Origin of the sequence: Rhodococcus sp. ENV425 (assembly GCF_002887785.1) — a bacterium.
Classification (GTDB): Bacteria; Actinomycetota; Actinomycetes; order Mycobacteriales; family Mycobacteriaceae; genus Rhodococcus; species Rhodococcus aetherivorans.
Genome location: NZ_PCZU01000126.1, coordinates 1 through 5,170, shown reverse-complemented (window position 1 = coordinate 5,170; position 5,170 = coordinate 1). Strand labels below are relative to the sequence as shown.

The 5,170-nt window shown below is 72.0% G+C and carries 5 protein-coding genes and 1 pseudogene; 1 reads left to right on the top strand and 5 read right to left on the bottom strand.

The window, feature by feature from the left end:
* On the top strand, positions 1 to 976 hold a 976-nt coding region (locus CQZ88_RS10090), incomplete at its 5' end, for a Stk1 family PASTA domain-containing Ser/Thr kinase (protein WP_146034291.1).
* A gap of 49 nt (positions 977 to 1,025) precedes the next feature.
* On the opposite strand, the gene CQZ88_RS10085 is transcribed toward CQZ88_RS10090, so the two are convergent.
* The 5 genes and pseudogenes from CQZ88_RS10085 to CQZ88_RS10065 all read right to left on the bottom strand — a co-directional run.
* Positions 1,026 to 2,411: a class II 3-deoxy-7-phosphoheptulonate synthase gene (locus CQZ88_RS10085; RefSeq protein ID WP_006933364.1), complete on the bottom strand. Its 1,386-nt coding sequence runs from the start codon at positions 2,409 to 2,411 to the stop codon at positions 1,026 to 1,028.
* Positions 2,412 to 2,513: 102 nt separating this feature from the next.
* The gene (locus CQZ88_RS10080) at positions 2,514 to 3,005 is read right to left on the bottom strand and encodes a polyadenylate-specific 3'-exoribonuclease AS (RefSeq protein ID WP_006933363.1); all 492 of its coding nucleotides are present in this window, start codon (positions 3,003 to 3,005) and stop codon (positions 2,514 to 2,516) included.
* Between the two features lie 52 nt (positions 3,006 to 3,057).
* Positions 3,058 to 3,795, bottom strand: coding sequence for a 1-acyl-sn-glycerol-3-phosphate acyltransferase (locus CQZ88_RS10075; RefSeq protein ID WP_102799680.1), 738 nt, complete (start codon positions 3,793 to 3,795; stop codon positions 3,058 to 3,060).
* 131 nt (positions 3,796 to 3,926) lie between these two features.
* On the bottom strand, positions 3,927 to 4,907 hold the full coding sequence (locus tag CQZ88_RS10070; protein ID WP_102799679.1) for an ROK family protein: 981 nt from the start codon (positions 4,905 to 4,907) through the stop codon (positions 3,927 to 3,929).
* Positions 4,908 to 4,920: 13 nt separating this feature from the next.
* Positions 4,921 to 5,170, bottom strand: a pseudogene (locus CQZ88_RS10065) (hypothetical protein); the annotation flags it as partial.

Sequence of the window (5,170 nt, the reverse complement as noted above, 5' to 3'; positions counted from 1 at the left end):
GAAGGTCGTGACCCAGCAGCACCCGCGTGCCGAGTTGTCGGGGCCGCAGGCCGAGCCTGCCCGGGTCCCGGTCGCCGATTTCGCCGCCGAGCGCCGACGTAACCGGCGGACGACGCTGCTGTGGCTGCTGGCGATCCTGGTGCTGGCCCTGGCCGTCGGTTTCGGCGGATGGTGGCTCGGGTCCGGACGGATGACCACCGTGCCCAGCGTGCTCGGAGCCGATCGGGACACCGCGCTCGCGGCGCTGCAGGCGGCCGAGGTGACTCCCGAGGTGCAGGGCGAGTACTCCGACGACGCCTCGGTCGACACCGTGCTCGGTACCGACCCGGAGGCGGGCAGCCGGGTCGCCCGGGGTGACGAGGTGGTGCTGCTCGTCTCGCTGGGCCGGCCGACCGTGCCCACCATCGTCGGGGGCGGCGACCGCGACGTGGTGGAGCAGGAACTGCGCAACCGGACCCTCGTCCCCGTGGACGGCGGCACCGCCTACAGCACGGCCGTCGAGGAGGGCGGGGTCGCGGCCCTCGATCCGGCGCCCGGCACGGTCCTGCCGGTGGGAGCGGAAGTCAAGGTGATCGTCAGCAAGGGATCACCGCCGGTGGATGTGCCCGACGTCGCGGGCCGCACGGTCGACGAGGCCCGGCGGGCCCTGGACACGGTCGGCCTCACGGTGCGCGAGACGCGGGAGGTGTTCGACGCGGAGGTCGACGCGGGACGGGTGGCGGGCACCGACCCGGCGGTCGGGAACCGGGTCAACGCCGGCGGTAGCGTCACGCTGCTGGTGTCGAACGCGGTGAAGGTGCCCTCGCTGCTGGGCCGCACGGTCGCCGCGGCACGCGACGAGCTCGGCCGGCTGGGGCTGGACGTGGAGGTGCGCCAGTTCGCGGGCTCCGACCGTTCGGTGGTGATCGGTCAGAGCCCGGGCGCGGGCGACCGGGTCGAGCCGGGCGGCACGGTGACTCTCACCGCACTGCCCTGAGGCCCCTGACGACCCGGAAGGCCCCGGGACCCGACCGCTCCGCGGAGGGTCAGCCGCGGAGCATCTCCGCGACCAGGAACGCCAGCTCGAGCGACTGCTGGGTGTTCAGGCGCGGGTCGCACGCGGTCTCGTAACGGCCGTGCAGGTCGATGTCGGAGATGTCCTGTGCGCCGCCGAGGCATTCCGTGACGTTCTCACCGGTGAGTTCGATGTGGATGCCGCCGGGATGGGTGCCCAGGGCGTTGTGCACCTCGAAGAAGCCCTGCACCTCGTCGACGATCCGGTCGAAGTGCCGGGTCTTGTACCCCGTGGACGCCTCGTGGGTATTGCCGTGCATCGGGTCGCACTGCCAGATGACCTGGTGACCGGTCGCCTGCACCTTGGCGATGATCGGGGGCAGCAGATCGCGCACCTTCGCGTGCCCCATCCGGGAGATGAGGGTCAGCCGGCCCGGCTTGTTGGTGGGATCGAGCCGCTCGACGTACTCGGCCGCCATCTCGGGTGTGGTGCTGGGGCCGATCTTCAGGCCGATCGGGTTGGCCAGCAGCTCGGCGAAGGCGATGTGGGCGCCGTCGAGCTGGCGTGTGCGGTCACCGATCCACAGGAAGTGCGCCGACAGGTCGTAGAGCCGGGGGTGCCCGTCGGTGTTGTCGAGCCGGAGCATGGCCCGCTCGTAGTCGAGGACCAGCGCCTCGTGGCTGGCGTAGATGGTGGCGGCCTTCAGGTTGGGATCGACGACGCCGCACGCGTCCATGAAGCGCAGGCCGCGGTCGATCTCGGAGGCGAGGGCCTCGTACCGCGCGCCGGCCGGGGAGGATGCGACGAACTCCCGGTTCCAGTCGTGCACCCGGTGCAGGTCCGCCTCGCCGGCGGCGGTGATGGCCCGGACCAGGTTCATCGCGGCGCTGGCGTTGGCGTAGGCGCGGATCAGCCGGGACGGGTCGTGCGCACGCACGGCGGAATCGGCGACCAGTGAGTTGATCATGTCGCCCCGGTACGACTGCAGCCCGAGCGCGTCGATGTCCGACGACCGCGGCTTGGCGTACTGTCCGGCAATCCGCGCGACCTTCACGACCGGCAGCGACGCGCCGTAGGTCAGCACGACGGCCATCTGCAGCAGCGTGCGGATGTTGGCCTTGATGTGCGGCTCGGTGTTGTCGGCGAAGGTCTCGGCGCAGTCACCGCCCTGGAGCAGGAAGGCCTCACCCCGCGCGACCGCGGCGAGGTGGTTCTGTAGGTCCTCGACCTCGCGGGCCACGGTGATCGGCGGCACGCTCTCGAGCACGGTACGCATCGCCGACGCCTGGTCCTCGGGCCAGCTCGGCTGCTGCAGGGCGGGCTTGGCCAGGGCCGCGTCCAGCCTTTCGCGCAGCTCGGCGGGGAGCGGCGGAAGGGTCGGCAAGCGGTCGATCGGCACATCGACAGTCCAGTTCACACCACCAGGATATGGCCCCGGCGCGACGAGGGACACGCACCCCCGGGTGGGTCGATGCCACACCCCGTCCCGCCGGCCCGCCCGGCGGCCGCGGCACCCGGTTCAGCGGTACAGCCGCGCGGCCTCGATCGCCTCGAACTTGGCGAGGTTGTGGCGGGCATCGGCGAGGGCGTCGTGGTTGTCGTCCGGCACCGGCGGCAGGGGGGGCTTGCCGTGCTGCTCCCAGTGCTGGCGCAGCTCGCGGGTGAATTTGGGCAGCGCGTCGGGCAGTTCCGGCATGGTTCCCCAGAGCTGGACGAGCGCGACGTGATCGTAGGCCCCGAGCCAGGCCCACAGCTCGGGCTGGATGCCCGGCCGCGGGATCAGGAAGGACATCAGGTCGTCGCGGATGCGGGTCCGGGACTTCCAGGCGGGATGCGCCGGGGGCGGCAGCTTCGGCAGCACGTGCCGCCGCACCCAGGGCCCGGCCCGCTCGGGGTCGAACTCCGTCGACACCGCATAGAATTCGCGCCCGTCCTCGCAGGCGACACCGATCGACACGAGCTCGATGGTGCGACCATCCTCGATGAACTCGCAGTCGTAGAAGTAACGCACGTGCGCACATTATGCCCGGCCGCGGCCGGGCGGGTGTCGCCGGTATCCGGCGTCAGCCGGCCTGCGTGTCGGGCAGGCGATCGGCGTCGGCGGCCGTGGCGGCCGCATCCTGTTCGGCGGGCCGGTTCTTCAGGGAGGCCGCGTAGATGTCGACGTATTGCTGGCCCGACAGGCGCATCAGCGCGTACATCACCTCGTCGGTGACGGTGCGCTCGACGAAACGATTGCCGCCCATGCCCTCGAAGCGGGAGAAGTCGATCGGTTCCCCGATCCGGACCGTCACCTTGGCCGGCCTCCACATCTTCGACCCGATGGGGTTCATCTCGTCGGTGCCGATCATCGCCACCGGGATGACCTTCACACCGGTCTGCAGGGCCAGCCGGGCGATACCGGTCTTGCCCTTGTAGAGGCGGCCGTCCGGCGACCTGGTGCCCTCCGGGTAGATGCCGAGCAGCTTGCCCTGGGAGAGGACGCGGACGCCGGCGTTGAGTGCGTCCTGCGCGGCGTCGGCGCCGGTGCGGTCGATCGGGACCTGCCCGACCGCGGAGAAGAACCAGCGCTGGAACCGGCCCTTGAGCCCGGGGCCGGTGAAGTACTCACTCTTGGCGAGGAAGGTGATGCGCCGCGGTACCACCAGGGGAAGGAAGAAGGAGTCGAGGACGGCTTTGTGATTACTGGCGAGGATCGCGGGGCCGTCGGTCGGGATATGCTCCGCCCCTTCGATTTTCGGCCGCCCCATGAACCAGAGCAGCGGCCCCAGCAGGACGTACTTGAAAAGCCAATACCACATGGCGTCCTTCCCCGTCTCCGAAACGCGCAGGCAGATCGTGCCTGCCGGTCGACTCTACGACGGCGGGGTGTCGCCGTGCACACCGTGGCACGCCGCGGTCCCGCCTCACAGCGATGGACGTGACGATCATCTCAGCCGCCTGGTCCGTTTCGTCCGGACCGGGACGATTCGCGGGCGAGGTCGGCCGCGCCCACCAGGCCGGCGGCGTCGCCGAGGTGCGCGGCGCGGACCCCGGCGAGCGGCCGGTGACCACGCCCGGTCAGGGCCGCCGCGTAGTGACCGCGGGCGTCGTCGAGGAACAGAGACGCCGACCCCGACACCCCACCCGCGATGACGACCAGGTCCGGGTCGTAGAGGTCGGCGACCATCGCCAGGCCCAGCCCGAGCCAACGGGCGAACTCGGCCATCGCCGCCACGGCGAGCGGGTCGCCGTCCTGCGCGGCCTCGGCGATCCGTCGTCCGGTCAGTGCCCCGGGATCCGCCGCGACGTCACGGGTGAGCGGGGAGGACCGGTCCGGGTCTGCCGCGAGCAATTCGATCGCCGTGTCGACCAGCGCGGTGCCGCTGCAGTACCGCTCCCAGCAGCCCCGCTTCCCGCACGCGCAGGGCCGCCCGGCGGGAACCACCTGCAGGTGCCCGAGTTCGGGGGCGATGCCGTGCGCGCCCCGGAACGGCACACCGTCCAGGAGCAGGGCGGCGCCGATGCCGGTGCCGACGGCCACCAGCACGGTCGTGCGGACACCGGCGGCCGCACCGAACCGGTACTCGGCCCACGCCGCGGCGTTGGCGTCGTGCTCGAGGATCACCGGCAGGCCGATCCGCGCGCTCATCCGCTCGGCCACGGGCACGTCCGCCCACGGCAGGTGCGGGGCGAAACGGACGACGCGACGGTCGGCGGTGAGGAATCCGGCGACGGCGAGCCCGACGGCGGTGACCTCGTTGCGTCCCGCCAGGCGGGCGACGGTGCGGTCGAGGGCATCCTCGAGGGCGCGGCCCGAGTGCGGGGTCGGCGACCGGACGGTGTCGACGACGGATCCGGTGCCGTCGACGACGGCCGCGCGAATGCTGGTGCCGCCCACGTCGATTCCGATCGTGAGTCGATCCGTGCTCACGGTGTGGACCCGATCAGCGCCGGATCGTGACCGAGATCGGCACGAACGCACCGCTGCGGCCGGGAGCCGGGGGCGGGGTCTGCGGATCCGGCCCGTCGGGGCCGGCCCCTGGGGGCGGAAGGTACCGGGCGAGCAGGTCCCGCAGCAGGGCGATCAGGGCCGCGATCTGGGTGGCGAGGCGGGTGAGGAGCTCATGTGGCTCGCCCCGCACCGCGGCCGCGACGGCGCACAGCGGGCACCAGCTGCATCCGCTCGGCGCCGAG